27 protein-coding genes and 1 tRNA gene are annotated in these 26,320 nt (G+C 68.6%); 14 read left to right on the forward strand and 14 right to left on the reverse strand.

Annotation, left to right across the window (positions count from 1 at the left end):
- Nucleotides 1-21: 21 nt before the first annotated feature.
- Nucleotides 22-1,221 (forward strand): cysteine desulfurase-like protein, encoded by a 1,200-nt coding sequence (locus tag ACZ7SW_RS03965; protein WP_470228900.1) that lies wholly within the window; start codon nt 22-24, stop codon nt 1,219-1,221.
- A gap of 9 nt (nt 1,222-1,230) precedes the next feature.
- Here ACZ7SW_RS03965 and ACZ7SW_RS03970 read toward each other — a convergent pair whose 3' ends face one another.
- The gene (locus tag ACZ7SW_RS03970) at nt 1,231-2,208 is read right to left on the reverse strand and encodes an NAD(P)H-quinone oxidoreductase (protein ID WP_470228901.1); all 978 of its coding nucleotides are present in this window, start codon (nt 2,206-2,208) and stop codon (nt 1,231-1,233) included.
- A gap of 20 nt (nt 2,209-2,228) precedes the next feature.
- Nucleotides 2,229-3,164, reverse strand: coding sequence for a KPN_02809 family neutral zinc metallopeptidase (ypfJ, locus tag ACZ7SW_RS03975; protein ID WP_470228902.1), 936 nt, complete (start codon nt 3,162-3,164; stop codon nt 2,229-2,231).
- A gap of 514 nt (nt 3,165-3,678) precedes the next feature.
- On the opposite strand from ypfJ, the gene ACZ7SW_RS03980 reads away from it, so the two are divergent.
- The 3 genes from ACZ7SW_RS03980 (at nt 3,679) to ACZ7SW_RS03990 (ending at nt 4,714) form a co-directional block, all read left to right on the forward strand.
- Nucleotides 3,679-4,209 (forward strand): MarR family winged helix-turn-helix transcriptional regulator, encoded by a 531-nt coding sequence (locus ACZ7SW_RS03980; protein WP_470228903.1) that lies wholly within the window; start codon nt 3,679-3,681, stop codon nt 4,207-4,209.
- Nucleotides 4,173-4,257, forward strand: a tRNA-Ser gene (locus ACZ7SW_RS03985). Before ACZ7SW_RS03980 ends, ACZ7SW_RS03985 begins: the two co-directional genes overlap by 37 nt.
- 259 nt (nt 4,258-4,516) lie before the next feature.
- On the forward strand, nt 4,517-4,714 hold the full coding sequence (locus ACZ7SW_RS03990; protein ID WP_470228904.1) for a KTSC domain-containing protein: 198 nt from the start codon (nt 4,517-4,519) through the stop codon (nt 4,712-4,714).
- A gap of 8 nt (nt 4,715-4,722) precedes the next feature.
- Here ACZ7SW_RS03990 and ACZ7SW_RS03995 read toward each other — a convergent pair whose 3' ends face one another.
- Nucleotides 4,723-5,004 carry a DUF2277 domain-containing protein gene (locus ACZ7SW_RS03995; protein WP_344281506.1) on the reverse strand — a complete coding sequence of 94 codons (282 nt, stop codon included), beginning with the start codon at nt 5,002-5,004 and terminating at the stop codon, nt 4,723-4,725.
- 92 nt (nt 5,005-5,096) lie between these two features.
- On the opposite strand from ACZ7SW_RS03995, the gene ACZ7SW_RS04000 reads away from it, so the two are divergent.
- Nucleotides 5,097-6,038, forward strand: a complete 942-nt coding sequence (locus ACZ7SW_RS04000) for an Ldh family oxidoreductase (RefSeq protein ID WP_470228905.1) — start codon at nt 5,097-5,099, stop codon at nt 6,036-6,038.
- A gap of 312 nt (nt 6,039-6,350) precedes the next feature.
- Here ACZ7SW_RS04000 and ACZ7SW_RS04005 read toward each other — a convergent pair whose 3' ends face one another.
- Both ACZ7SW_RS04005 and ACZ7SW_RS04010 read right to left on the reverse strand, forming a co-directional pair.
- Complete coding sequence (locus tag ACZ7SW_RS04005; protein WP_470228906.1) at nt 6,351-6,572, reverse strand: RNA-binding S4 domain-containing protein; 222 nt, start codon at nt 6,570-6,572, stop codon at nt 6,351-6,353.
- Nucleotides 6,573-6,585: 13 nt separating this feature from the next.
- Nucleotides 6,586-7,335 (reverse strand): trypsin-like serine peptidase, encoded by a 750-nt coding sequence (locus ACZ7SW_RS04010; protein ID WP_470228907.1) that lies wholly within the window; start codon nt 7,333-7,335, stop codon nt 6,586-6,588.
- A gap of 66 nt (nt 7,336-7,401) precedes the next feature.
- Here ACZ7SW_RS04010 and ACZ7SW_RS04015 point away from each other — a divergent pair, with 66 nt between their 5' ends.
- On the forward strand, nt 7,402-8,238 hold the full coding sequence (locus ACZ7SW_RS04015; protein ID WP_470228908.1) for an SDR family NAD(P)-dependent oxidoreductase: 837 nt from the start codon (nt 7,402-7,404) through the stop codon (nt 8,236-8,238).
- 121 nt (nt 8,239-8,359) lie between these two features.
- Complete coding sequence (locus ACZ7SW_RS04020) at nt 8,360-9,016, forward strand: hypothetical protein (RefSeq protein WP_470228909.1); 657 nt, start codon at nt 8,360-8,362, stop codon at nt 9,014-9,016.
- A 7-nt stretch (nt 9,017-9,023) separates the two neighbouring features.
- On the opposite strand, the gene ACZ7SW_RS04025 is transcribed toward ACZ7SW_RS04020, so the two are convergent.
- Both ACZ7SW_RS04025 and ACZ7SW_RS04030 read right to left on the reverse strand, forming a co-directional pair.
- Complete coding sequence (locus ACZ7SW_RS04025; RefSeq protein ID WP_378398525.1) at nt 9,024-9,680, reverse strand: response regulator; 657 nt, start codon at nt 9,678-9,680, stop codon at nt 9,024-9,026.
- Nucleotides 9,677-11,266: a sensor histidine kinase gene (locus ACZ7SW_RS04030; RefSeq protein WP_470229238.1), complete on the reverse strand. Its 1,590-nt coding sequence runs from the start codon at nt 11,264-11,266 to the stop codon at nt 9,677-9,679. The genes ACZ7SW_RS04025 and ACZ7SW_RS04030 overlap by 4 nt, the downstream gene beginning before the upstream one ends.
- Nucleotides 11,267-11,450: 184 nt before the next feature.
- Here ACZ7SW_RS04030 and ACZ7SW_RS04035 point away from each other — a divergent pair, with 184 nt between their 5' ends.
- From ACZ7SW_RS04035 to ACZ7SW_RS04050, 4 genes are all read left to right on the forward strand, one after another.
- Nucleotides 11,451-12,254, forward strand: coding sequence for an ABC transporter ATP-binding protein (locus tag ACZ7SW_RS04035; protein WP_116200696.1), 804 nt, complete (start codon nt 11,451-11,453; stop codon nt 12,252-12,254).
- On the forward strand, nt 12,244-13,122 hold the full coding sequence (locus tag ACZ7SW_RS04040; RefSeq protein WP_354750878.1) for an ABC transporter permease: 879 nt from the start codon (nt 12,244-12,246) through the stop codon (nt 13,120-13,122). Before ACZ7SW_RS04035 ends, ACZ7SW_RS04040 begins: the two co-directional genes overlap by 11 nt.
- Nucleotide 13,123: 1 nt before the next feature.
- On the forward strand, nt 13,124-14,179 hold the full coding sequence (locus ACZ7SW_RS04045) for an ABC transporter substrate-binding protein (protein ID WP_470228910.1): 1,056 nt from the start codon (nt 13,124-13,126) through the stop codon (nt 14,177-14,179).
- 199 nt (nt 14,180-14,378) lie between these two features.
- Nucleotides 14,379-15,092, forward strand: a complete 714-nt coding sequence (locus ACZ7SW_RS04050) for a G1 family glutamic endopeptidase (RefSeq protein WP_470228911.1) — start codon at nt 14,379-14,381, stop codon at nt 15,090-15,092.
- Nucleotides 15,093-15,144: 52 nt separating this feature from the next.
- Here the strand turns inward: ACZ7SW_RS04050 and ACZ7SW_RS04055 are convergent, their stop codons facing one another.
- From ACZ7SW_RS04055 to ACZ7SW_RS04065, 3 genes are all read right to left on the reverse strand, one after another.
- A complete protein-coding gene (locus ACZ7SW_RS04055) occupies nt 15,145-15,465 on the reverse strand; it encodes an antibiotic biosynthesis monooxygenase family protein (protein WP_470228912.1) in 321 nt (106 codons plus the stop codon).
- Between the two features lie 43 nt (nt 15,466-15,508).
- Nucleotides 15,509-16,183 (reverse strand): hypothetical protein, encoded by a 675-nt coding sequence (locus tag ACZ7SW_RS04060; RefSeq protein WP_470228913.1) that lies wholly within the window; start codon nt 16,181-16,183, stop codon nt 15,509-15,511.
- Nucleotides 16,184-16,273: 90 nt separating this feature from the next.
- The gene (locus ACZ7SW_RS04065; protein ID WP_470228914.1) at nt 16,274-19,078 is read right to left on the reverse strand and encodes an ATP-binding protein; all 2,805 of its coding nucleotides are present in this window, start codon (nt 19,076-19,078) and stop codon (nt 16,274-16,276) included.
- A 358-nt stretch (nt 19,079-19,436) separates the two neighbouring features.
- Between ACZ7SW_RS04065 and ACZ7SW_RS04070 the strand changes: the two genes are divergently transcribed.
- Nucleotides 19,437-20,534, forward strand: a complete 1,098-nt coding sequence (locus ACZ7SW_RS04070) for a S1 family peptidase (RefSeq protein ID WP_470228915.1) — start codon at nt 19,437-19,439, stop codon at nt 20,532-20,534.
- Between the two features lie 273 nt (nt 20,535-20,807).
- Here ACZ7SW_RS04070 and ACZ7SW_RS04075 read toward each other — a convergent pair whose 3' ends face one another.
- Nucleotides 20,808-21,215: an SsgA family sporulation/cell division regulator gene (locus ACZ7SW_RS04075; protein ID WP_354750869.1), complete on the reverse strand. Its 408-nt coding sequence runs from the start codon at nt 21,213-21,215 to the stop codon at nt 20,808-20,810.
- Nucleotides 21,216-21,380: 165 nt separating this feature from the next.
- Nucleotides 21,381-21,851 carry an Lrp/AsnC family transcriptional regulator gene (locus ACZ7SW_RS04080; RefSeq protein ID WP_470228916.1) on the reverse strand — a complete coding sequence of 157 codons (471 nt, stop codon included), beginning with the start codon at nt 21,849-21,851 and terminating at the stop codon, nt 21,381-21,383.
- A gap of 204 nt (nt 21,852-22,055) precedes the next feature.
- On the opposite strand from ACZ7SW_RS04080, the gene ACZ7SW_RS04085 reads away from it, so the two are divergent.
- A complete protein-coding gene (locus ACZ7SW_RS04085; protein ID WP_470228917.1) occupies nt 22,056-23,054 on the forward strand; it encodes a beta-ketoacyl-ACP synthase III in 999 nt (332 codons plus the stop codon).
- Between the two features lies 1 nt (nt 23,055).
- Here ACZ7SW_RS04085 and ACZ7SW_RS04090 read toward each other — a convergent pair whose 3' ends face one another.
- Nucleotides 23,056-24,246, reverse strand: coding sequence for an FAD-dependent monooxygenase (locus ACZ7SW_RS04090; protein WP_470228918.1), 1,191 nt, complete (start codon nt 24,244-24,246; stop codon nt 23,056-23,058).
- A gap of 74 nt (nt 24,247-24,320) precedes the next feature.
- Here ACZ7SW_RS04090 and ACZ7SW_RS04095 point away from each other — a divergent pair, with 74 nt between their 5' ends.
- A complete protein-coding gene (locus tag ACZ7SW_RS04095; protein ID WP_470228919.1) occupies nt 24,321-24,776 on the forward strand; it encodes a MarR family winged helix-turn-helix transcriptional regulator in 456 nt (151 codons plus the stop codon).
- Here the strand turns inward: ACZ7SW_RS04095 and ACZ7SW_RS04100 are convergent.
- Entirely contained in the window at nt 24,773-26,245 is a 1,473-nt protein-coding gene (locus tag ACZ7SW_RS04100) for an adenylate/guanylate cyclase domain-containing protein (RefSeq protein WP_470229239.1), read from the reverse strand. The two genes, ACZ7SW_RS04095 and ACZ7SW_RS04100, sit on opposite strands and share 4 nt — an antisense overlap.
- Nucleotides 26,246-26,320 lie beyond the last annotated feature (75 nt).

Below are 26,320 nucleotides of genomic sequence, written 5' to 3' on the forward strand. Positions count from 1 at the left end.
GCACGTCCGTACGGTGTCCCCATGGCGTTCGACGTCGCTCGTATCCGTGGGCTGTTCCCCGCGCTTGGCGACGGCTGGATTCACTTCGACGGCGCCGCCGGAATGCTCGTGCCCGAACAGGTCGCTTCGGCCGTTTCGACGGCCATGCGGGCACCGGTGTCCGGGCCGGGCGGAGCATTTCCGGCCTCCCAGCGGGCGGAAAGCATTGTCACCGCGGCCCGCCGGGCCGTAGCCGATCTGGTCGGGGCGGACCCGTCCTCGGTCGTGCTCGGCCCGAGTGCGCCGGTGCTGCTGCGTCGGCTGGTCGACGCGCTCGCCGAGCGCTGGACGATCGGCGACGAGGTCGTCGTCTCCCGGCTCGACGAAGAGGCCAACATCGCGCCTTGGCGGCGTGCCGCGAAACGCGTCGGCGCGGTCGTGCGCTGGAGCGAGATCGACATCGAGACCTGCGAACTGCCCGCGTGGCAGTACGAGAACCTCGTGTCCGCGCGGACGAAAGCGGTGTCGGTGACGCTGGCGTCCGGGTCCGTCGGGACCCGGCCGGACGTGCCGACGGTGATCGAATTCGCCAAGCGCGTCGGCGCGCTCGTGGTGGTCGACGCGACCTACGCCGCCCCGTTCGTACCGCTTGACCTGCAAGAACTCGGTGCCGACGTGATGGTCGTCTCGGCTCCCTCGTGGGGCGGGCCGGCGGTCGGAGCGCTGGTGTTCCGCGATCCGGAGCTGCTGGAACGCATCTCTTCGGTGTCGCTCGACCCGACCGCCACCGGCCCCGCGCGGCTCGAACTCGGCCCGCACGCGTACCCGCTGCTGGCCGGTCTCATCGCGTCCATCGACTACCTCGCCGGCCTCGACGACGCCGCGGCCGGCTCTCGCCGCGAACGGCTGGTGACGTCGCTCGGCTCGGCCAAGTCGTACCACGCGGGCCTGCTCGCGCAGCTGTCCACGGAACTGCGCTCGCTGCGGCACGTGATGGTGATCGGCGACGCGATGCGCCGGATCCCCGCGCTGGCGTTCGCCGTGGCCGGCGCGAAAGCGTCCCAGGTCGCCGAATACCTGGCGTCGCAAGGCCTGTGCGCCTTCGCCGACGACGGCACCAGCGGCGTTTTCGCGTCGCTGGGCGTCGGCGAGGTCGGCGGAGCGGTGCGGATCGGGCTCGCGCACTACTCCAACGTGTTCGAGATCAACCAGTTGGTGCGGGTGCTCGAAGAACTGCGCTGAGGCCCCGCGTCACGACTTCGCGGCCAGCAGGACCTTCCCGAAGATGCTGCCCTCCTCGAGCATCCGGTGCGCGGACGCGGCCTCGGCCATCGGCACCACGTGGCCGACGATCGGCTGCACCGAACCCTGTTCCACCAACGGCCACAACCGATTCCGGACATCCGCGACGATCGCCGCTTTCTGGTCCAGCGGCCGCGACCGCAGCCCGGCCGCGTAGACGCTCGCGCGTTTGCCGAGCAGCTTGCCGATGTTCAGCTCGCCCTTGATCCCGCCCTGCATGCCGATGATGACCAGCCGGCCGTCGGTGGCGAGCGCGTCGACGTTGCGGTCCAGGTACTTCGCGCCCATGTTGTCGAGGATGACGTCGGCGCCCTTCGTCTCGGCGCGCAGCACCTCGACGAAATCCTGTTCCTTGTAGTTGATCGTGAGGTCGGCGCCGAGCTGACGGCAGCGTTCGAGCCGCTCCGGCGAACCGGCGGTGACCGCGACGGTCGCGCCGAGCGCCTTGCCCACCTGGATCGCGTGCGTGCCGATGCCGCCCGCGCCGCCGTGCACCAGCAGCACCTGGCCTTCGCCGAGACCGGCGTGCATCACGACGTTCGCCCACACGGTGCAGGCCACCTCGGGCAGCCCGGCCGCGGCGAGCGTCTCGACTTCGGCTGGCACCGGCAGCAGTTGCCCGGCCGGGACCGCGACGCGTTCGGCGTACCCGCCGCCGGCGAGCAGCGCGCACACCTCGTCGCCGACCTGCCAGCCCTCGACGCCCTCGCCGAGTTCGGTGATCGTGCCGGAGCATTCCAGGCCGAGGATGTCGCTCGCTCCGGGCGGCGGCGGATAGTTGCCCTGCCGCTGCAGCAGGTCGGCGCGGTTGACCGCGCTGGCGGTGACGTCCAGCAGGACCTCGCCGGGACCGGGTTCCGGATCGGGGACCTCGGTCCATTCGAGCACGTCAGGGGAACCGGGTTCGCGGATAGTGATCGCGTGCATGCGCCCGACTGTATCCCGGGTCAGCCGAGATCGTTGGTGCTGAAGGTGTTGCAGCTCGCGGGCTGGCCGGTGCGGTAGCCGGTGGTGAACCACTTCTCGCGCTGCGCCGAGGTGCCGTGCGAGAAGCTCGACTTGTCGACATGGCCGTTGCCGAGGTTCTTCTGGATGTAGTCGTCGCCGATCCGGGACGCGGTGTCCAGCGCGCGCGAGATGTCGTCCTTCGTGACGTCCTGGACCAGCGGTTTCCCGGAACTGGTCGGGGTCGTGCTGGCGTGGTTTGCCCAGACGCCGGCGTAGCAGTCGGCCTGCAGTTCCAGCCGGACCGAGCCGGACGTCGGTCCGGTGCCGGTGCCGCGCTTGGACGTGCCGGTGAGGTTCTGGACGTGGTGGCCGTATTCGTGGGCCAGCACGTACGCCTCGGTGAACAGGCCGCCCTGCGCGCCGAAGCGGGTCTTCAGCTCGTTGAAGAAGGACAGGTCGATGTACACGTAGGAGTCGGCCGGGCAGTAGAACGGGCCGGTGTCCGACGTCGCGCTGCCGCAGCCGGTGCGCACGCCGCCGGTGAAGAAGCGGGTGGTCGCCTTGCGGTAGGTCTGGCCGGAACGGGAGAACTCCTGCGTCCAGTAGTCCTGGATGGAGTTGACGATCGCGACGATCGAGCAGTCGTGATCCCGGTTGGCGTCGGCGCCGGTGCGGCACTTCTTCGCGAGCGTGCCGGAGTCCAGTTGCTGCCCGGACTGGACGTCGCCGAGCCCGACCCCGCCCACCGCGGGCGACGTGCCGGTGCTGGGACCGCCGCCGAACTGGGAGAACAGGAAATAGATGACCAGGCCGACGATGCCGAGCCCGCCGCCGCCGATGGCCACGCGGCCGCCGATTCCGCCGCCGCCTCCGCCGCTGCCGCGCATGTCCTGGATTTCGGAGGAGTCCAGATCCGCGTTGTCGTCGAATCGCACGCCGAAAGGGTAGCCGCAAAGCCGGGAACGAGGCTGGGTGCGGCCCCTGCGCTGGGGGCCGCACCCAGGTACTACCGAGGTTTCGTTGACAGCGGTTGGCCACCGCCCGGGCAGGCGTCCGGCGCTGCCTTCGCGGTGCCGAGGCCGCGAAGAGAAGCAGCGGCATAACGACGCCGGGTGCGCGTGGCCGATGCCGGAGCGCACGGGGTGCTCGTGCTGTTCGCAATCGCGACCGAACCGGAACGGGGCCGTGCCGATCGCGGGGACACAGCGGGCGGTCAACCGCAGGAACTACCTGCCATGCCACCACCTGGCCTTTCCCGGTGGGAAACGGGGCCCGGCGTGCCCTTCGGCGCGCTCCGGAGTCCTCGTCGTCCCTCCGCTGCCACCGAGGATGCGCTTCTTCGCGCCGAGTCTCAACCTTTTCGTAACCCTCCATCGGGGGAAGTTTGCCCAGAAATTTCACGGCGGGCCGAAACGGCAGCGGCGAAACCGGCCTTCTACGCTTCCGGGCATGAGCGATGACCAGGACGTGCGCTGGCTCGACCCGGCCGAACAGCACGCCTGGCGGGCCTACATCGTCGCGTCGCTGCGACTGCGCCAGCGGCTGCACCGCGAACTGACCGAAAGCCACGGCATCTCGCTCGCCGACTACGAGGTCCTGGTCTGCCTGAACCTGGCTCCGGGCCGGTGCACGCGGATGACCGAACTGGCGGCGCAACTGGGCTCCACGAAGAGCAGGCTGTCGCACCAGATCGGCAAACTGGAGGCGGCCGGGCTGGTCACGCGCCGCCCGGACCCGGAAGACAAGCGAGGCGTGCTGACCGAACTGACCGACGCCGGCCAGCACGTACTGGACAAAGCCGCGCCGACGCACGTGCGCGGCGCCCGCGAGCACCTGATCGACCTGCTGACGCCCGCCGAGCAGACGGTGGTGGCCACGGCGTTCATCCGGGTCCTCGAACACCTGGACGACGTCGAAGGACGGCGCGATACCCTGACCCAGAAGGAAGCGTGGCAGAGCGGCCGAATGCAGACGCCTTGAAAGCGTCCGTAGGGAAACCTACCGGGGGTTCAAATCCCTCCGCTTCCGCTTGTGGTCTATGACCCGCGTCAGCGCGGGTCATAGACCTCTTGGCGGGTACGTCGTTGAGCGGGTGCGGCACAGGTATTGCGCTCGCTTCGGCGGATTCCGGCAAGAGCCTGAAGGCGGCACCGCCTAGTTCTCGAACCTAGCTGCAAATCCCCAGGTGAGTACGGTGCTAGGTACTTGAGGTCTGTGCGGCCCCGGTTCTCGAACCTCCGTCCGGCAGTCGCGCGGGTACCCTGGCCGTGCTGTGCGCCGGGTTCCCGTGGAGTCTTCCGTCATTCGCGACGTCGGCTACGACGCCGCGAAGTCGGTGCTGGAAATCGGGTTCCGCAACGGCAGTGTCTACCGCTACCACCTCGTGCCCGCGCGGGTGCATCGCGCGCTGATGGCCGCCGACAGCCCGGGGCGCTTTCTCAACCGGGAGATCAAGCCGAAGTTCCCGGGGCAGGCCGTGGAGTGATTGCGGCGTCAGGCTTTCTTGGCCTCGCGCAGGGCGATCCTCGCCTGGACTTCCGGGCGGCGCAGCGGCGGCACGGTCGTCGGCGGCTGGCGGCGTTGCGGGAGTTCCTCCAGCAGCCGCGCGGTGATTTCGGCGATTTCGGCGACCGCCGCTTCGAAGGGTTCGCGCGTCGCGTCCGAAAGGGACTGCACTCCGGTCACTTTGCGCACGTACTGGCGTGCCGCGGCCTCGATCTCGTCCGTGGTGGCGGCGGGCTGCAGGCCGCGGAGCGTGGTGATGTTTCGGCACATGTGCTTCAGGGTACGTCTCTGCGGCTGACCGCATCACACTCTAGGGCCAACCTCGTTGACGGGGCCCGAGATCGCCCGGCAACCTTGATGAAGTGCCCCTCAGACCGCGTGCCCCCCGGCTCAGCCGCCCCGTTCCGGAAGTTCCCGCCGACACCCCGATTCCCGAGCAGGCCTGGCACCGCGTTCCCGCCGATGAACTGGTCACGCTCGTCTCCGTTGTCCTGATGGCACAAGGCTTTCCCGAGGATCGCGCCCGTCCGGCCGCGGAGGCGTTGTGCCACGGCGACCTCACCGGCGCGCCGGAAACCGGCGTCGGGGAGCTGACTCGCGTGCACCTGCCCGCGATCGAAAACGGATTCGTCAGTCCCGGCGCGCAGCCATTGCTGATCGCGGACCGCGGAGCCGCGGCGCTTGTCGATTACCGGCGGGCGTCCGGGCTGTGGGCGGTCGGCGACGCGATGGATCGCGCGGTACAGCGGGCCGGGCGGTTCGGGGTCGGGCTGCTGTCGTTGCGTGGGGTCGGGCCGTTCGGTCGCGTTGGGCACCATGCGGCGCGGGCGTTGCCGCACGGGATGATCGGCATCGTCATGGCCGCTGGCGGGTATGCCGATCAGCCGGTGCATCCGCTGGGCATGGCCGCGCCCGCCGGGGCGTATCCGGAGTTCGTCTTCGACGTCGACCTCGCCGACGCCGCTCGCGATCCGCAGTTCGCCGGGTTCGCGTTGATGGTGGACGTGCTGGCCGGGGTGTTGTCCGGGGTCGCCGATCATGAGCATGACACCGGGTTGCTGGTGCTCGCGATCGCTCCGACGACGTTGCGCAGTGCCGACGGGTTCTATCGCGCGGCCAGTGCGGTGTTCGGGAGCATGCTCGGGTGGGAGGGCCGGACGCCGGTTCGCTATCCCGGGTGGCGCGAGGCGCAGTATCTCGAGCAGTGCCGGGCGTTGGGGGTGCCGTTGCAGGCTTCTGTGCGGCGTCAGTTGGATTCGCTGGCGTTGAAGCTGGGGAGGGCACCGTTGACCACGGTCGGGTGAGGGATGGTGCGGGGGCACGGTCGGTCGGGTTGCGGGATGGTGCGGTGGGGCACCCCGAAGCCCGATTGTGATGACGGTCGACGGGTGCTTGTCAAGGCGGGAAAGATGGCTTGACAAGCACCCGTCGACCGCGTGGCGGCTTCGTATCGGGGTGCAGGGCCAGGTGTGGGTGCCTGGTCAGGTTGGGTGCTGCGGGTGGGCGCGGGGCTGGGTGCCTCGGCGAGTCGCCTTGGGTGCCGCGCGGGGCCGGGTGGATGGCTCGTGAGGGAATCAGCGGCCCTCAGGGTTCCCCTCACGGACCACCCAGGGGAGTCAGTGCTCCAGGGAGACTCGGGCTTCCTCGCCGCCGACCGCGACCACGTCGCCGTCTGCCAACTGGCGGCCTCGGCGGGTTTCGACCTCGCCGTTCACCGTGACTTCTTCCGCGTCGATCAGGTCCTTCGCGTGCGAGCCGTTGTCCGCGAGGTCGGCCAGTTTCAGGAATTGGCCCAGCCGGATCGGTTCCCCGGTGATCGGGACGTCGCGCGTGCTCATGGGCCGCATCATGTCACGGCATTGTCGTCGCCCGGTTGTACAGATCGGTGATCTGGTCGTCGAAGTAGCTCGAGTACGACACGTCGTCGGTGTAGCCGCCTCCTTCGTAGCCGCCGATCACGCCGACCACCGTGCCCGTTTTCGTCTCCGGCGAGGGTTCTGCCACCAACGGGCTGCCGCTCGTGCCGGTCGCGAAGCCGGGGCAGTCGACGCGGACCTGGTGTTCGTCCTGCTGCTGGGTGTGCGTCTCGCAGGTGGCCACCTCGTCGACGCCGTCCGGGTAGCCGGCCACCGTCACCGGGCGTGCGAAGGGGCCGTTCGTGCCCAGCTGGTTGGCGCCGGTCACCGATTCGAGGGGTTCGGGGGAGCCCTCCTGGCGCGCAGTCGCGAAACCGACATCGAGGTTCGGATCGGACGAATCGATCCATCCCTGCGCGACCAGTTCGCCGCCGACCTGCCAGTACCCGTACGGCGCGACACCGTCGTGGAAACCCGGCGCGAAGGTGACATTGGCCAGGTAGCCGCCGCCTTCGCCGTCGTGGATGCAGTGCGCGGCGGTAAGCAACTCGTCCCCGCGCGGGCTGTGCACGACGCTCGCGGTGCAGTAATGCGAGCCGTCGACGAACAACGCGCCGATGGACGCTTGGATCGGCTTCGCCGGGGTCGACGAAGGGAGTGTCGGCTCCGCTGCGTGCTCAGCGCACGCCACGATGGTCCCGCTCGCACTCAACAGTGCGAACAGCCCGATCACCGTGCGCCGCATGCCACCTCCTGGTCTGGTCCTCGTCACTAGTATCAGAGAAAGCGGTGAGACCAGGGTGGGGAGACGATGAAGGACTTCTCGAACAAAGTCGCAGTGATCACCGGAGCGGGCTCGGGCATCGGCCGGGCGCTGGCGCTCGAACTCGCGTTGCACGGCGCGCTCCTCGAACTGTCCGATGTCGACGCCGAGGGCCTCGACGGTACCGTGCGCGAGGCCCGCGAACGCGGTGCCGAGGTGCGCGGTCATTCGCTCGACGTGGCCGACCGGGCCGCGGTCCTCGCCCACGCCGAGGACGTCGTGCGGGAGCACGGGCGGGTCAATCTCGTCGTCAACAACGCCGGGGTGGCGCTGGGCGCGACCGTCGAGGACATGACGTTCGAGGATTTCGACTGGCTGCTCGGCGTCAACCTCGGCGGCGTCGTGAACGGGACGAAGGCATTCCTGCCGCACCTCATCGACTCCGGCGACGGCCACGTCGTCAATATCTCCAGCGTGTTCGGATTCGTCGGAGTGCCTACGCAGAGTGCGTACAACGCGGCGAAGTTCGCCGTTCGCGGATTCACCGAGTCGCTGCGCGAAGAAATGCTCGCGGCGCGGCATCCGGTCGGCGTCAGCTGCGTGCACCCCGGCGGGATCAAGACCAACATCGCCCGCAACGCTCGCGGCGGAACCGGCGGCGATCAGGCCAAGGCGGCCGCCGGATTCGACAAAATCGCCCTTACCACACCGAAGAAAGCGGCCGAGACGATCCTGCGCGGCGTGCGCAGGCGGTCCGCGCGGATCCTCATCGGACCGGACGCGTACGTGATCGACGCGATCCCGCGCGTGCTCGGTTCGGCATACCAGCGTCCGCTCGCGCTTTTGGCGCGCCAGGGGCTCAAACGCGTCGACCGGAACGGATAACGCGCCGCGACTGTCCGCATTCCTCGATCACTCGATGGAGTTGCATTTTCGCCGACCGCGCGAAAATGCAGCAGAATGCTGCCAGTCCACTCGTGTGTCCGCACCCCGGAGGTAGCCCTCGATGCTGCGCCTTGCCGAGCGCCGTTTGGCCGCGCCCGCTGACCGCGCCTCCGGGGAACTGGTCGACCGCACCGGAATCATCGCCGCGAGCCTGCCGCGCGGGCCGCGCCTGCTGGACGAGGCCGCTCCGGAGACGAGCTGCGAATCGACCCAGCAGATCCCGGTGATCGCCGGGTGCGCGCCCGCCGAGGAACGCCCGCGCGCGGTGGCGTCGCGGCGGCGGGCCCGGGTGTGGGTCGGCGCGGGGCTGGCGGTGGTCCTGGTCGGACTCGGCTGGCTCGCCGGGGGCTTCTTCACCGGCGCGCTTCCCGGGCAGTCCTCGGACGACGCCGTCGTGCAGGCCGAGCAGCGCGTCCCGATCGCGGAGCAGCAGATCCCGGTACCGCAGACGATCACGCCGCAAGTGACGCAAACCGCGCCGCCGGTCACGGTGTACGTCCCGGTGCCTTCGCACCAGACCCCGGTGCGGCGGCACAACCCGATCCACCCGACCACGCCGCGTGCGACGGCGGCACCGGAGTCCCCGGAGCAGGCCGATCCGCGCGCGGACCTCGAGACGCCCGCTCCGAGCAAGACCCCGGCGCGGGCGGGAATCGACCAGTTCCTCGACTGGAAGCCGTGGTTCGACATGGCTCAGCGGATGTCCGGCGAGCACTGACCCCGGGTCAGCCGATCCATCCGTATTCGTGCTCCGGCCGCCCGGTCGCGCCGTAGCGAAGCCGCATTTCCACCGCCCCCGACTCCGCCAGCGCGGTGAGATAGCGCTGCGCCGTGGCGCGGGCCATGCCGAGTTCGCGGGCTACTTCGGCGGCGGACAGCGGCGTCGGCGAACCGCGCAGCCGCTCCGACACCAGGCGTGCCGTCGCGCTTGACTGGCCCTTCGGCGTCGCCGCGCGATCTTGGTCGTGCAGAGCGCGGAAAGCCCGGTCCACGTCGTCTTGGGACAGTGGACGTTCGGTGGCGACCAGGCTGCGATAGCGGGCGTACGACGTGAGCCGTTCCGACAGCTGCCGCGTCGTGAACGGCTTGATCAGGTAGTTCAGCGCGCCCGCGCGGATCGCGGCGGAGATCGACGCGGCGTCGGTGGCCGCGGACAGCACGATGGTGTCCGTTTTCAGGTCGGGCAGGACGGAAAGGCCGGGCTCGTCCGGCAGGTAGACGTCCAGCAGCACCAGGTCCGGGGCCAGTTCCCGGACCCGGGCGCGGGCTTCGGCGGCGGTGTGCGCGACCCCGGCGACGGTGAATCCCGGCACCTCCGACACGAATCCCGCGTGCACGCCGGCGACGCGGAAATCGTCGTCCACGATCAGGGTGCGGATCATGCGTCGGTCTCCTCGGGTCGGTCCAGCAGGCCGGGAAGTTTGGCGACGAACAACGCGCCGGCCGTCGCGCCGCCGGGATCGGCGAGCCACACGTCGCCGTCGCGGGCCCGGGCGGCTTGGCGGGCCAAGGCCAGTCCGAGGCCGTGCCCGGGACTGAGCTTTGTGGACACTCCTTCGTCGAAAAGCCTGTCCCGCAAGGTCTCGTCAATTCCAGGTCCGCTGTCTACAACGGACACGTGCAAAGTGGCACCATCGGCGAGCAGGCCGACCTCGACCCACGCTGGGCGGCGCGGGCCCATGCGGGCGGCGTGCAGGGCGTTGTCGACCAGATTGCCGATCACGGTGCCCGCGGCGATCGGGTCGGTCACCGAGGCGGGGACCCAGGCGTCGTCGGCCAGCCGCAGTTCCATGCCTTTTTCTTGCGCCTGCTCGGTTTTCGCGACCAGCAAGGCCTGCAGGTACGGATCGGTGACCCGGTCGTCGAGCGGTTCCGCGCGCGAGGCGGTGGATTCGGTGAGGGTTTGCAGGTATTCCTCGGCTTCGGTGTGGTGTCCCAGCTGCAGCAGGCCGGACAGCGTGTGCAGGCGGTTCGCGAACTCGTGCCGTTGCGCGCGCAGGCCGTCGGACAGCGAGCGGATGCCGTCGAGTTCGCGGGTGAGGGTGTCGAGGTCCGTGCGGTCGCGGAAGGTCAGCACGGTGCCCAGCGAGCGTTCATCTCGTTGTACGGCACGGGAATTGATCACCAGGACCCGGTCTCCGGCGACGGCAAGGAGGTTGTCCACCGGCCGTCCTTCCGCGACGGCTTTGTGGACTCGGGGCGACAGGTCCAGTTCTTCCAGCGGGGTGCCGACCGGGAGCGGGGTGTCGAGGAGGCGTTCGGCTTCGTCGTTGCGGACGGTGACCCGGTGTTCCGCGTCGACGGCCAGGACGCCTTCGCCGATGCCGTGCAGGACGGCTTCGTGTTCGTAGAGCAGCTCGGTCAGTTCGTGGGGTTCGAGGCCGTGGGTTACCCGGCGTAAGCGGCGGTTGAGCAGGGCGGACGCGCCCGCGCCGAGTAGCAGCGCTCCTCCGCCGAAGATCATCGTCAAGACGAGCAGCCGGTTGAACTCACTGGTCAATTCGCTGATCTCGTAGCCGACGCTCACTTCGCCGACGATGCGTGAGCCCTGCCGGATGGGGGTCTTGCTGCGCACCGACGGACCCAATGTGCCGGATCGGAACTCGCTCACCACATCGTTGCCCGCGATCACTTCTGCCCAGGGTGTGCTCACTTCCTGGCCGACCAGATCGAGCTTCGGGTGGGCCAGCCGGATGCCGTGATCGTCGGTTATGACGACAAACAGCGCATCGTTCTCCTTGGTCACCGCCTGTACCCGCTCTTGAAGAGCGGCACTGGGGTCGCGTGCGGCGGCGTCGGCGATGACCGCCGGTTCTGTCGCCACTGACTTCGCGACAGCCAGCGCGCGTTCGCCGTACTGTTTCGACAGCGTCGTGCGCAGGAGCGAACTGACCAGCGCGACGCCGAGGCCCACGACGAGGACCACCACGCCGATCTGCAACAGCAGCACCTGACGGGTGAACCGCATCCGCGGAAAGAGCGCCCACTTCGGCATGCCAGGGAACATACCCCCAGCTCAGGGCTGTGCGCTAAACGAGCAAAACGTGGAGAACGCGCAGAGCGCACGCAGAACGTCGACAAGCTTCTCGCGCCGCTCACCCGAACTTAACCTGCCTCGAGCGAGTCCCCACCGTGACGAAGGAGTCACCTCGATGGCCCCACTCATCGAACTGATCGGCGCCACCAAAAGGTTCCCGAGCGGATCAGGTTCTGTCCACACCGCTGTCCGCGAGCTGACCATGACCGTCGAACCAGGGGAGTTCGTCGCCGTGGTCGGACCGACCGGGTGCGGCAAATCCACCACGTTGTCCCTCGTCTCCGGGTTGCAGCCGCCGTCGGCGGGCCGGGTCGTCGTGCACGGCTCCGACGTGAAGTCCATTCCGGACGGCGTCGGCTACATGTTCCAGACCGACGCGGTGATGCCGTGGCGTTCGGTGCTGGACAACGTCGCTTCTGGGCCGCGTTTCCGCGGCGTGTCCAAAGAGGACGCTCGGAAGAAGGCGGCGGACTGGATCGGCCGCGTTGGTCTGGCCGGGTTCGAGAAGTACTACCCGCACCAGCTTTCCGGCGGTATGCGCAAGCGTGTCGCGCTGGCGCAGACGCTGGTCACCGAACCGAAAATCCTGCTGATGGACGAGCCGTTCTCCGCGCTCGACGTCCAGACGCGGGCACTGATGCAGGACGAGCTGCTGCGGCTGTGGTCCGGCACCGGCGCCGCGGTGATCTTCGTGACGCACGACCTCGACGAGGCGATCGCGTTGGCGGACAAGGTGGTCGTGCTGACCACGAGCCCGGCGACGGTCAAGGACGTCTTCGAGATTCCGCTGGAGCGTCCGCGCAAGGTGGAAGAACTGCGGCTCACCGAGGAATTCCGCAAGATCTACTCCGACATCTGGGAATCGCTGCGCGGCGAGGTCGACAAGGCCCGCCAGAAGGGAGCGACCGGTGTCGCTTGAGACTCAGACCGCGCCGACGCCGGTCTTCGAAACCGAACAAGACATCCTCTCCCGCGCGAAGCGCTCCGCCGGACGGCACAAGCGCAACGTCTGGCTGCTGCGGCTGGCGATTCTCGTTGCCTGGCTTGGATTGTGGGAGGTGGCGGGCCGGTTCTGGATCGACCCGTTCTTCTACTCGATGCCGTCGAAGATCTGGGAACGGCTCACCGAATGGTTCACGACCGGGACCGACTTCGGGACCATTTGGTACCAGATCCTGGTGACCGTCGAAGAAGCCGTGATCGGGTTCGTCCTGGGTGCGGTCGCCGGCGTGATCTGCGGTGTCATTCTCGGCCGCAGTGCGTATCTCGCTGAGGTGCTGGCTCCGTTCATCAAGGCAGCCAACGCGATGCCGCGTATCGTGCTCGCCGCGCTGTTCGTGATCTGGTTCGGGCTTGGGCTGTCGTCGAAGGTCGCGACGGTGTTCGTGCTCGTGTTCTTCGCGGTGTTCTTCAACGCCTTTACCGGTGCTCGGGAAGTGGACCGCAACTTGATCGACAACGCGCGGATTCTCGGGGCGACGCGGTGGCAGGTGCTGCAGTCGATCGTGTTGCCCAGTGCGACGTCGTGGATTCTTTCGTCGCTGCACGTGGCGTTCGGTTTCGCGTTGATCGGTGCGGTCGTCGGTGAGTACACCGGTGCCAAGGCGGGTATGGGCTTCCTGATCGCCAACGCGCAGGGCACGTTCGACACCGCCGGGGTTTACGCCGGGATGCTCGTGATCATGGTCGTCGCGTTGTTCGCGGAATGGCTGATCGGTTCGGCGGAGCGCAAGCTGCTGCGCTGGCGTCCGCAGATGTCGGCCGACGACGGACGGCGGGATATCTGACATGCGTCTCAAGAGGACACTCGCGGTCGCCGCGGCCGCGCTGGTGACCGTGGCCGGGGTGAGCGCCTGCCGGGATTCCCGGGAGATCGACCTCGGCAACGGCGGGCGGCCGCACATCAAGATCATGGTCGGCGGACTGTCCAAAGTGATCTATCTGCCGGGGCAGCTCGCGAAGCAGCTGGGCGAGTACCAGAAGCAGGGACTGGACGTCGAACTGTTTGACCAGCCGTCCGGGGCCAACGCGGAAACGTCGCTGCTGGCCGGTGAAGTGCAGGGCGTGGTCGGGTTCTACGACCACACGATTGACTTGCAGGCCAAGGACCAGTGCATCACCAGCGTGGTGCAGTTCGCGAATGTGCCTGGCGAAGCGGAAATGGTCGCCACTGCGAAGGCCGGGCACATCAAGTCCGGCGCGGACTTCCGCGGCAAGAACCTCGGCGTCACGTCGCTGGGTTCGTCGACGGACTTCCTCACCAAGGCGCTCGCCAGTCGCGGCGGTGTCGGCAGCAAGGACTACACGCCGGTGAAGGTCGGGGCGGGGCAGACGTTTATCTCTGCCATGCAACAGGGTTCGATCGACGCGGGCATGACGACCGACCCGACCATCGCGCAGCTGACCAACACCGGACAGGCCAAGGTGCTCTACGACATGCGCACGCCGGAAGGCACGCGCGCGGCGCTCGGCGGGCTGTACCCGGCGAGTTCGCTGTACATGAGCTGCGAAATCGTGAAGCGCTATCCGGACGTCGTGCAGAAACTCGCCAATGCGTACGTGAATTCGCTGAAGTGGCTCTCCACGCACACCGCGGAGCAGGTGGCCGATCTGATGCCGCCGTCGTTCGCGGGCGGCGACAAGGCGTTGTACGTCAAGTCGCTCAAGGACAGTCTGCCGATGTTCACCAAGGACGGCCGGATGGACCCGTCCGGCGCGCAGAACGTCCTGAAGGTGCTTGGCGCTTCGTCCAGCAACGTCAAGCCCAAAAAGGACAAGATCGATTTGTCCAAGACGTACACCACCCAGTTCGTGGACGCCGCGCACGCCCGTACGGCGCGGTAGTCCACTTCGGAAGGAGTCCGTGCCGGCCCGCCGCCTCCCCTGGCGGGCGGGCACGGACTTCCGTGTACACAAAGGAGAATCGGGACATTTGGTGAAGTTTTCCCGAGATGTGAATACCCTTCGAAAGTAGCTACCAACTCGGGCGAGCGAAATTCAACACTGGTACGCGCAGGCACTCCCGTGACCAGATTGGATGCCCATGAGTCCACGATCTTTCCGTCGTCCCCTCGGATTGCTGGCGGTCGGCGCGTTCGCGGCCGCGACCCTCGTCGCCGGCGCGGGAGCCGGGCCCGTCACGTTCGGCAAGCACTTCCACGGGAACCACTACTCCGGCGGAAACTGGGGCGGCTACGTCAGTTTCGGCAGTTTCACCACCGCGACCGCAGGCTGGACCGAACCGTCGGCGACCTGCAATTCCAGCAACGACCTCTTCGCGCCGTGGGTGGGCATCGACGGCGACGGATCGTCCTCTGTGGAACAAACCGGTGTCGCGACCGACTGCTCCAGCGGCAGCCCGCAATACCAGGCGTGGTACGAAATGTACCCGGCCGCACCGGTGTACTACTCGGCGAGCGAGGCGCCGGTGAAGGCTGGCGACCACCTCACCGCGACGGTCACGCGCAGCAACAACAGCTACAAACTCGACCTGAAGAACGACACGCAGGGCTGGACGAAGACGACCACGCAGTCGCTGAACGCGAAGCACTCGTCGGCGGAGGCGATCATCGAATCGCCGACCGATTCATACCCCGCGATCAACGGCGGCGTGAAGTTCGACGGGGTCAAGTTCGACGGCAAGAACCTCGCCGACACCAGCCCGCAGGGCCTCAACGCGGACGACGGCGGCAGCGCGACGTGGGTCCCCGGGGCGATCGGCTCCGACGGCCAAAGTTTCTCGATGAACCGTCAGTAGCAGAAGGTCGTGAGGGGAACCCTGAGGGAATCAGAGTCCCTCAGGGTTCCCTTCACGGACGTTCGAAGCCGTAGGCGCGTTCGACTCGGGAGACCTGGACGTCGAAGGAGCGGTACCACTCGGCGCGGCCCTGGTCGCGGGTTTCGGTGTGCTCCAGGTTGCTTCGCCACGCGGCGATGGAGTCCTCGTCCCGCCAGTACGACACGGTGATGCCGAGCCCGGATTCGTCGCGGACGGAGTTGATGCCGAGGTATCCGGGCTGTTGCGCGGCGAGTTCGTTCATGGTGGCGGCACGCTCGGCGTAGCCGCGGTCTCCTTCGGTGCGCCGGGACGTGAAGATCACCGCGTAGTAGGGCGGTTCGGGAAGCTCCATGGCCGGAGATATACCTGGCGAACGCCGACGAGACCAGTGGGTTTCAGCCCTGCAGGCCGTTGACCGCCCAGGCGAACACCATCAGAGCGAGCAGCAGCGAGATCCCGGCCTGGACCATCATGGTCATCTTCGCCCAAATCCGCAGCGGCATGACGTCGGTCGGGCTGAACGCGGTGGCGTTGGTGAACGAGGTGTAGAGGTAGTCCAGGTACCGCGGTTCCCATTCGGCCTTGGCCATCGACGGGTCGCTCATCTGCGGAAACTGCAGGTCGGGGAAGTTCGCCCGGCCCGCCGCGCGCCGCGCCGGGCCGCCGCGGTCGAACTCCCAGTACCAGAGCGAGAAGACGACGATGTTGGTCCAGTAGATGACCACGCCGCTGATCAGCACCTGCACCGCGTGCCCGCGCTGCTCGCCCTGTGCGATCCCGATCACCAGTTGCACCGCGGACGCGCCGTTGAGCACGCTGACGACGGCGAGCGAGGTCAGCGCCACCATGCGCTCGACGATGTTGAACTCGCTGAGCCGGCCGGGGTTGAGCAACAGCAGCGCGATGATCAGCACGGCGGTCAGCGAGGGCAGCAGCCACCACGGGTGCAGCACCATCTCGTCGGGCAGGGCGAGCTGCAGGGCGAGGGTCCCGATGACGACGGCCGTCGCGGGCCATCGGGTCTCGCCTTTGGTCGCCCGCCGCCAGGCAGGCACTGATTCGTCGGCCACCTCGACAACGGTAGGGCGCGGACCGCGGGTCGGCGCGTCGCAGAGATAGACGTGTCGTGGGGCAGTGCGGCCGAAGGGGACGAACCGGCTTCAGGGTGACGGAACGCTTGGCAGCTTCCTCGCGACGTCCGTGCGGCTTCGCGCGCCTAGCTTGCGAAGCACCTTCGCCACGTGCTGCTCCACCGTGCGTGGCGACAGGAACAAGCCGTCGGCGATCTGCCGGTTCGTCCGGCCCTCCGCGAGCATCTCGGCGACTTCGCGCTCTCGCGGGGACAGTTCGCGACCGTAGCCGCGACGGCCGCGCTGTGATGGTGCCCAGGCACCGTGTTCGCGAAGCACGTGATGGCAGCGGCCAGCGTCGCGCGTGGCACCGAGCTGTACGTACGCAGCGGCAGCCTCGCTGAGAGCAGCCGTCGCACCGTCTTGGCCTGCTTCGAGGCGACAATGCGCTGCGCGTTCACGCATGCCTGCGGCGAGGTACGGCATCGGCAGTGCTGCGTACGCGTCGGCTGCGGTGTCGAAGAGCGTCGCGGCGGCGAGGTGCTTCGCGCGGGCGTTTGTCAGGACGGCGCGGCCAGCGTGCAGAGCTGCGGCGGCGAGAGGTGCGTCGCGGTCTTCGATGCCGCGCGCGAACTCTTCGACAAAGGCGTCAGCGTCGTGCCAACGGTCTGCGCGCGTGTACGCCTCCGCAGCAGCTGGGACGAGCGACGCTGCCCAGACCCACACGCCTTTGCGGCGCGCGGCGTCGACAGCGACATCGGCGGCTTCGCAGGCAGCGGCGACGTCGTCGGTCGCCAGATGCACGCCGATCAACACCGAAGCCGCACACAAGACAACGGGGATAGGGCCTTCGCCCGGACGGTGCGCCGAGGCGTCGGCCAAGTGTCTTCGCGCCGCCGCGAACTCACCGCGTACTGCGGCCAGCCCGCCCAGCACCAGCGACGTCTCCATGACGATCGCGCCCAGCGCCGGGTGCCGCGTGCGGACGTCCTCGGTCGCTTCGGCCAGGCCGTCCCATTTGCCGCGGAACCAGGCGAGTCGCACTTCGGTGCCTTCGATCAGGCCCTTCGGGTACAGCGCGCCAGCTTCGGAAGCTCGGCGCAGACCCTCGGCGACCAGCTGTTCCGTCCGGTCGAGGTGTCCGGCCCACGACTGTGCGTCGGCGAGGTTGCACCACAGCCGGGCCAGCTGCACGCGTTCGGCGACGCTCGGCGCGGTGACCGGCATCGCCTCGAACTCCGCCCACGCCGAACCGTCGCCGATGTGCGAGGCGGTCGCGATCCGGTCTCCGGTGAGCGTCAGCCGCAGCTCGGGATCGGTCAGTCCAGAGTGGACTTCCCTGGCGCGCCGCATCCACTGCTCGTGCCACGACAGCGGCGTGAGCCCGTCGAACGGCAGCGCGAGCAGGTTGATCCCGCGCGCGGCCAGTTCCGGTCGATCCGACAGCTCGGCGACGGCGCGTTCGACCGCCGCGCGACCCTGCTCCAGCCGACCGGCGACGCGGACCAGCAGCATGCCCAGCGCGAGCCGGATCGTCCCGTGCACGGCTGGCGGGAGCGGACGGTCTTCGAGCACTTTTTCCAGCGTCAGATGGACATCCGGGCGGAAGACGCGCAGCGCGACGTCGCTGAGCTTCTTCGCCAACCGGCCGACCGCGTCCTCGTCCGCCTTCGCGACGATCGCCTGCAGCAAGTCGATCGCGCGTGCGGTATCGCCGTGCGCGATCGCTTCGTCGGCAGCTTCTTCCGCGTAGCGCCGCCATTCCTCGACGCATCCGGCGGCCTGGGCGTGTGCGGCGAGCAGCGACAGGGGTTGACCTGGCAGGTGCATTGCCTTGGTGTGCAAGAGTTTTCGTTCAGCGACGCTGAGTCCATCGTATACTGCCTTGCGCGCGAACGGATGCCGGAAGCCGTAGCGATTGTCGTCGACCTCGTCCAGCAGTCCGCCGGACAACACAATCTCGTCCTCGGCCAACCCGGCCAGCTCATTCAGCATCGACGGTTCGGCGGGAACATTGAGCACAGCCGCGGCTTTGGCGAGCTGCACCGCGGATTTCGGCAGCGCGGACAACTGCCTGGACACCGATTCCTGAAGCGCGACAGGAACTTCCAGCCGTTCCAACGCCGAATCGGTCAACTCGACGCCACGCAGCGCGCGGATAGTTTCCTCAGCGACAAAAGGAATCCCGGCGGTGTACTCATGCAGCTTCACCGCGAAGTCGGCGTTGATCCGGGGCAAACCCAGAAGGTCGCAAGCCATCGCGGAGACGGCCGCGGAGTCCAACGGCCCCAGCGTGACCTGCGCGCTGTGCACTCCGGGAACGCTGCGGACGCTGGATTTCCCGGTGCGGCAAGTGGCGGCGACGCCCAGGTCCGGCGGCCAGTCGACAGCGAGAAACCGCAGCAGGTCACCGGTTCCCGGGTCGGCGCGATGCAGGTCGTCGATCAGCAAGACGGTGGGCCCGCAGGCAATCAGCAGTTCGCGGAACGCGCGGAACACGCGATGCCGTTGCGCGCTGGCGTCCGGCAGCGGCTCCGGCGCGGGCGGCAGAACGTCGGCCAGCTCCGGAAGAAGTGGTTGCAGTGCACCGGCAACCGGGCTCAGCGGCCCGAGCCGATCCCCGGCGGAACGCAACGCTTCCAGCACCGGACCGTACGGAAAGGGCTCGGCCAACTGCGGACACGCGCCGCGCAGCACGCGGATCCGGGAAAATTCCGGCCGCGCGGCGAGTTCGGCCAGCAGCCGCGTTTTGCCCATTCCCGGCGCGCCCTCGACCAGCACCGCGGCGGGCCGGTGGCGGAGAACTTCAGCGACGGCGGCGAGTTCGCGGTCGCGTCCGGCGAATGCCGCCGGACGCGGACGCACGGAAACCAACGTCGGAACGGCCGGCCACATCACGACCTCCCCAGCGAGCGTCTTGTCCGTTTCGCCCGGAGCTTAAGCAGTGCGCGGGGCTCGGTAAACCGACTCTCGGCGGGTGCGCGGGCACGCTCCTCACACGAGTGCCTCCGTACGGTCACCAAATGGCAGAAGAAAACCCGGCGCGTGGTCACAAAGAGTGCGAAACCTCGCGGAGTTCCCCGGTTCAGCGGAACAACCCACGGACGCCCACTCCGGCGGCGAACGCTCGGTAGTCGCGCAAGTCCCTACTTAAGGATTGCTCCGCTACCTATTCTCGCCGCCACTTATTGCAGGGGATCGAACCGCCGCCGCACCCTTCGAGGCCGGGGGGAACCGAACGCGAGGGAGAAGCATGAAAGCCATCAGATTCCTCGGTGCCGCAACCGCTGCCGCGGCGGTGACGGCGATCTTCGCCGGTGTCCCGGCCGCGAGTGCCGCCCCGCTCAACCCCGACATGGTCCCGGCGATGCAGCGCGACCTCGGCCTCACCCACGGTCAGGCACTCGCCCGCCTCGCGAACGAGGAGGCCGCGAACAAGGTCGGCGCGGCACTGGAGAAGGCTCTCGGCGAACGCTTCAGCGGCACGAGCTTCAACGCGGCGACCGGCAAGGCCGTGGTCGCGGTAACCGACGCGTCGCTGGTTGGCCAGGTGCGCGCGGCCGGCGCCGAGGCGCAGGTCGTCCGGTTCAGCGCCCGGCAGCTCGACTCGACGGTGCAGAAGCTCAACGCCCAGGAGAAGGCCGCGCCGAAGTCGGTCACCGGCTGGGGCATCGACACCGCCAGCAACCGGATCAGCCTGACTGTCCTCAAGGGACAGCGCGGCGCGGCGGAGCAGTTCGTCCGGCAGTCCGGTGTGGACAGTGCGGCGGTGAGCGTGACGGAAACCTCGGCCGTGCCCAAGGCGCACTACAACGTGCTCGGCGGGGACGCGTACTACATCGGCAGTTCATCCCGCTGCTCCGTCGGATTCTCGGTGAACGGCGGATTCCTGACCGCGGGCCACTGCGCGGCACTCACCGGCGGCGGCGCGCTGTCCGGCTACAACCGGGTCGCGATGGGCCAGTTCTCCACCTACCGCTTCCCCGGCGCGGACTACGCGGCCGCGCGGGTCAACAGCAACTGGACCCCGGTCGGCCAGATCAACAACGGCACCCGGGTCGCCGGTTCCACCGAGGCCGCGGTCGGCGCCTCGGTGTGCAAGTCCGGTTCCACCACCGGCTGGACCTGCGGAACGATCCGCGCCAAGAACCAGACCGTGCGCTACCAGGAAGGCACCGTGACCGGCATGGTGCTCACCAACGCCCGGTCCGACCACGGCGACTCCGGCGGCTCGTTCATCAGCGGAAACCAGGCACAGGGCATGGTTTCCGGCGGCGACACCGTCAACAGCTACTACTACCCGGTGAACGTCGCGCTGTCCGCGACCGGCACGACGCTCGTCCGCGGCTGATTTCCGCGGGGAGTGCCTGCACCGGCGGCGGTGCAGGCACTCTTTCGTTTCAGGATGGCGCGGCGGAATCGGTCGCGGAACCGCGGGCCGCGAGGGGAAGGCGCTCGCGAGGACCGCGGCACTGACGGCAGCTCGGGTGAGCTTGGCGGGTGACATCCCGATCGGTACTGTGCTCCGGCTTACAGTGAGTCCACATGCGACAAAGGCGGCTCGAGTGCCTCCAGCGCACTCGAACCGCCCTTGTCCTCATTGCCGCGGGATCGGCAGGTCTTCTCACACGTTGCTGATCTCCTCGATCAGCCCGTCGATGTCGAAGTGCTCGCTCTCGGCTCCGAGCGGCACCAGCTCGTAGGAGGATTCCAGGAACGCCTCGAGGTCGGCGCGCTCCAGTTCGAACGACGCGTAACCGTCCGGCGACTCGATTTCCAGCGTCAGCAAGGCTTCGTCCTCGGACAGATCCGGGCGGATCCGCACGTCGCCGATCCCGGTCGGCTCGTCCAGCCCGGTCACGAGCAGCTCGCGGGCGAAAGTCCATTCGATCCACCGGCCGCGCTCGGTCCGGAACGCCACGGTGACCGCGTAAGGCTCCGACACGTGGAAGGAGAGGCGGGACAGCACCGGCGTAGTGCTCTCGTTCAGCAGTACGAACTGGGTCTGGTGTACGGCGTCGGTGGTGTGCACGGCTGCTCCTGGAGTCCTCCGGTCGTTCGCGCCTCGCGAACTGGTCGGCAGGGAGATGATCGACTGGGGAGCACATGACGTCGTTTCGCCGACGTTCACGCGATCGGTTGCATCAGGACGCGAACACGTAACGCCGGACACAGAACCCTTGCGTTTCCGCGCGGATCAGGAAAGCGGCAGCGTGAGGCCCACTTTGACCCGGTCCATCGCCACGCTCGTGGTGAAGTGCCGGACGTTGGGGTTGTCGAAGAACGTGCGCCGCGCGAAATTCTCGAACGCCGCCATGTCCGGGCAGGTGACCACGAGGACGAAGTCCGCGGTGCCGGTGACGTAGTAGCACTGCTGCACGCAGTCGTCGGCGAGGACCTGGGTGCGGAAGCTGTCGAGCACCGCCATGCTCTCGCGCTCCATTTCGACCATGACGACGAACGTCATGTCCAGCCCGAGCGCGGCCGGGGACAGCACCGCGATCTCCTTCTCGATCACTCCGGCCTCGCGCAGCCGTTTGATCCGCCGCTGCACGGCCGCGGCGGACAGGCCGACTTTGGACCCGATGACCTCGGCGATCGTGCGGGCGTCGTTCTGCAGGCAGGACAGGATGGCGAGGTCAAGCTGGTCCAGGTCGGGAGTGCGCACACTTCAGGCTAACCGGGCGGACCGACAAAAAGCCTCGCAATTACCACGCGGATGAACCGCCGACCGCAATACCTCCTATTGAGGGAATGTGGAAGAGGTCTCTTAGTGACGTGGAACACAACTGGCCGGTCTACCCAGGGGTAGGCCATACAAGGGGAGGCAACCGGCGACGTCCGCCAACAAGCCGGTCTGGGAGGTTCCGCCATGAGTGCTGTCCGGTCGCGCCACCGCGCCGCCGTCGTCGCCGGACTCGGCGGCGCGCTGCCCGAACGCGTCGTGACGAACCACGAGATCGCGGCCCGCCTGGACACCACCGACGAGTGGATCCGCACCCGCACCGGGATCAGGGAGCGCCGCCGGGTCGCCCCCGGCCAGTCCACAGTGGACCTCGCCGAGGAGGCGGGACGGGCGGCGCTCGGCCCGGACGGGCACGCGGACGCCGTCGTGCTCGCCACCTCCACCGCCGACCAGCTGTGCCCGGCCACCGCGCCGCAGGTGGCGGCGCGGCTCGGCCTCGGCACGGTGCTGGCGCTCGACGTCAACGCGGTGTGCAGCGGCTTCATCTACGCGCTCGCGACCGCCGCCGGATTCATCGCGGGCGGGATCGCCGAGCGGGTGCTGGTGATCGGCGCGGACGTCTTCACCTCGCTCGTCGACCCGGACGACCGCACCACGGTGCCGATCTTCGGCGACGGCGGCGGCGCGGTGCTGCTGCGCGCGGGCGAGCCCGGCGAACGCGGCGCACTGGGCCCGTTCGACCTGCACAGCGAGGGTGAGCTGGCCAAGCTGCTGTGGGTCGAGGCGGGCGGCGCGGCGCAGCGGGTGCCGGAGAACCCCAAGGACCGGTTCATGGTCATGCAGGGCACCGCCGTGTTCCGGCAGGCGTGCGCGCGGATGGCGGAATCCTCGCGCGCGGTGCTGGAAGAGGCGGGCTGGATGGTCGGCGACGTCGACCGGTTCGTCGGGCACCAGGCGAACATCCGCATCCTGCAGGCGACCGCGAAGCAGCTCGGCATGCCCGCGGACGCGGTGGTGTCGAACATCGACCGGGTCGGCAACACCAGCGCGGCGTCGATCCCGCTGGCGCTCGCGGACGCGGTCGCCGACGGGACGCTGACGCCGGGGCACAAGGTGCTGCTGACAGCGTTCGGGGCCGGGCTGACCTGGGGTTCGACGGTGTTGACCTGGCCCGAGATGCCCTGAGTTACGCGTACTCCGGCAGCACGATCGCCTCCGAACGCGGCTTCCCGAACCGTCCCGCGGCCTTGCCCAGCCGTCGCGCCAACGGCGTGCTCGCCATCCGCAGCGCCGCATGGATCGCGGTTCGATGCCCCTGCGCCCGCGGCATCGTCACCTGCGGCGCGCCGGGGAAAAGCCGCTGCGCTTCGGTGACCAACGGCCGCATCAGGTGTTCGTACTGACTGAACGCGGCCCGTGGGTCTTCGTTCGTGCTGAGTTCTCCGGCGAGGATGTACGCACCGGTGAGGGCGAGCGTCGTGCCCATGCCGCTGACCGGCGAAGCGCAGTAAGCCGCGTCGCCGAGCAGCACGACCCGGCCTTGGTGCCACGTCGGCAGTTTCGCCTGGCCGACGTCCTCCAAGTACAGCGAACCGTTGTCCATCTCGGCCAGAATGCGCGGCCCTTCCCAGTCGACGTCGGCATATGTCTTGCGCAGGATCGCCACCGTGTCTTCGGGCGTGAGCCGGTCCAAGCCGCGTACGTCGGACAGGAAGAAGAGCCCGGCGCGCATCGTGCCGACGTTGTCCGGACGCAGGAACAACATCCGCCCGCGGTCGCAGAACATCGTGCGCCACCAAGCGGTATCGGTGGCGATGCGCGGGATCGCGAGGTGCGCGGTGTAGAGCCCGAGTTCGTGCGGACGCGCGTCCGGCATCAGCATCGCGCGGGTGCGGGAACGCAGGCCTTCGGCGATGACCACGGCGTCGAAGCGCTGGGTTCGGCCGCTCTGGAAGTCGACGTCCACGCCGGCGCCGTCGTCGTGCAGCGCGTGGATCTGGTCGCCGAATCGATACGTCGTCTCGCCGGCTGACTGGTCATACAGCAGCCGTGACAGCTGGCCGCGCAGGATTTCGATCTCGGCGGTCCCGCCTCCGGAATCGCCCTCGCCGGCGCGGAATTCCGCGACGACGCGTCCGCGTTCGTCCACGAACTGTGTGCCGACCTCGCCGGTGTGCGCGGCGCGGACGGCTTCTTCGAGCCCCATCTTGCGCAGCACCTGGCGGCCGACGCCCCGGATGTCGACGTTCTGGCCCTCATCGCGCAGGTGGTCGAACCGTTCGACGATGGTGACGTCCCAGCCGGACTGCGCGAGCCGGGAAGCGAGCGCGGGGCCGGCGATGCTGGCCCCGGAGATGAGAAGACTGCGACGGGTCATGGTGCCCCTCCTTGCCGTTGCTCAGATACCTAGTTAATCTATCTATTAGTTTCTCTACTGACAAGGAGGGCCGCGTGGACGAGAACCAGGCAGCGCTCGAGCGCGTGAACGAGACGACCTTCGCGGTGCGGGACGTCATCGAAGCCAGCCGCGACCTGATGGCGCGGATGGCGAAGAGCGTCGGAATGAACGCGAACGACCTCACCGCCATCGCGCTGCTCAACCACTACGGGCCGATGGGGCCGGTGGAATTGGGCCGCCGCCTCGGGATCAGCGGCCCGTCGGCGACGACGCTGGTGGACCGGATGGAAGAGGCCGGTTACCTCGCGCGCGTCCGCAGCGACACCGACCGGCGCCGGGTGGCGGTCACGGTCACCGAAGAGGCCCGCACGGTCGCGGCGGCGGTGTGGTGGCCGGCGATCGAGAAGCTGGACGCGGTGTCGCGCACGCTCAGCGAGTCGGAAAACGCTGTGGTGCGGGACTTTCTGGCCCGGATTACCGAGGTGATGAACGAGGGGCGGGAGTACTAGGTCGTCCAGGTCCGGGTCTCGCGGTGGCGGCCGCGCAGGTGGAGTTCGCCGTGCAGCCGCCAGTGTTCCCGTTCCCCGCCGAGCGCGGCCTTCACCGTCGTTTCGCTGGCGAGCACCCGCGACGGCACGGCTTTCGCGTGTTCGGTGAGCCGCGCTGCTTCGTTCACCGCGTCGCCGATCACGGTGTACTCCAGGCGGCTCGACGCGCCCAGTTGCCCGGCGAACACCTGCCCGGTCGCGACGCCGATGCCCAGGTCAAGCTCGCCTTCCGACACCACCGCGTCGCGGATCGCGCGGGCCGCGGCGAGTGCCATCGTCGGACCGTCGGACAGCCGGGTCGGTGCACCGAAAACGCACAGCGCGGCGTCGCCCTGGAACTTGTTGACCAGCCCGCCGCGAGCGTCCACAGCGGACACCACGCTCGCGAAAAACCGGTTCAGTTTCTCGACCAATTCCTGCGGCGGAGTGCGTGAGGCGAGCGCTGTCGAGTCCACGACGTCCACGAACAGCGCGGTGACCTCGCGGACGTCCCCGGAAAGCGAAGCGCCGTATTCGAGCGCGTGCCGGGCGACGTCGATGCCGACATGCCGGCCGAAGAGGTCGCGCATCCGGTCCTGTTCGCGAAGGCCGGCGGCGAGGTCGTTGACCGACGTCTGCAGCATCCCGATCTCGCTGGAATCGTCCACGTCGACGTGCACGTCCTTGCGCCCGCGCGCGATTCCGTCCAACGCGATCCGCAGCCGGTGCAGCGGCGCGGCGACCGCGCGGGACAGGAGCGCGGTGCCGATCGCGCCGGTCGTCAGGCCGGTCACGGACAGCACGATCAGGCTCGCCGTCGGGTTTCCGTCGCGGCCGAGATCGGGCGGGGTGGTCACCAGCAGCACGCCGATCAGCGGCACGCCGCTGGCCAGCACCCACGTGACGACCAACCGGGTCAGCACCGTGACCGGCAGCGAACCGCGCGGCGGCAGCACGTCGAGCGCCATCGTCATCACCGGCCGCGCGACCCATTCCGCGGCCAGATAGGTGAGCCCGACCGTGGTCAGGCCGCCGAGACCGATGGTGAGCGCGATGCCCGCCGCGTCGCCGATCGAGCCGAGGACGCCGGCCAGAATGCCCAGCGCGAGCGCGCCGATCAGCCAGAGCGTGCCGCTCACCACCGCCATGTCAAAGGGCAGCCGCAGTGCGCGTTTGGCCTCGTCCGCGGTCGGCGGGCGGCCGATCGTGAACCACACCACGGTCCGGCGTTGCAGGTAAGCGGTCCAGAGCGTGCCGACGATCAGGGCCAGCGCGACCACTCCCGCCGCGGTGACTCCGAGCACCCAGCCGCGATCGTCGACGTCCTCCGGCAAACCCTGCAGGAGCAGCAGCAACGCGACGACCCCGGCACCGGCGACACTCGATCCGACGCCGAGCGCGGCGAAGCCCAGACTGGTGCGCAGAACCAGCCGGAACCTCCCCGCGATCATCGTGCGCACCCGCAGATCGTATGGGGTGGCGGGTCCGGGAGCGAAAAAAGCCGTCGCCCTCGCGGTGCGGCGATG

The organism is Amycolatopsis sp. NPDC114484, from assembly GCF_055633755.1.